Annotated in this window: 1 protein-coding gene; it reads right to left on the reverse strand. The window is 58.3% G+C overall.

The genetic code is table 11. From position 1 onward, the window contains the following. Positions 1-247 (reverse strand): DUF4437 domain-containing protein (locus tag R0J88_RS22505; RefSeq protein WP_410901245.1); only part of this gene is annotated, 247 nt, incomplete at both ends.

Here is a 247-nt window from a genome sequence, read left to right on the forward strand (position 1 = left end):
CCAGGTAGGGCCCTTCATTGATCTCGATGTAGGCCATGTTGACCTTGTCTCTGGCCGCGGTGATGTGCGATTCCCCTGACGGCTGGATCCAGAACGAGCCTGCGGGCAGCCACTGCTCATCTGCGTTCTTGTCATCGTTGTGGACCTCGCCCTGGATGACCACGCCACGGTAGGTGATGTTGTGGATGTGAGGCGGTGAGGAGAAGCCTTCGTTGAACTTCACCAGGAAGCCTGAAGCGCCATCCTT

The organism is Pseudoalteromonas sp. SIMBA_162 (genome assembly GCF_046535955.1).
Classification (GTDB): domain Bacteria; phylum Pseudomonadota; class Gammaproteobacteria; order Enterobacterales; family Alteromonadaceae; genus Pseudoalteromonas; species Pseudoalteromonas marina.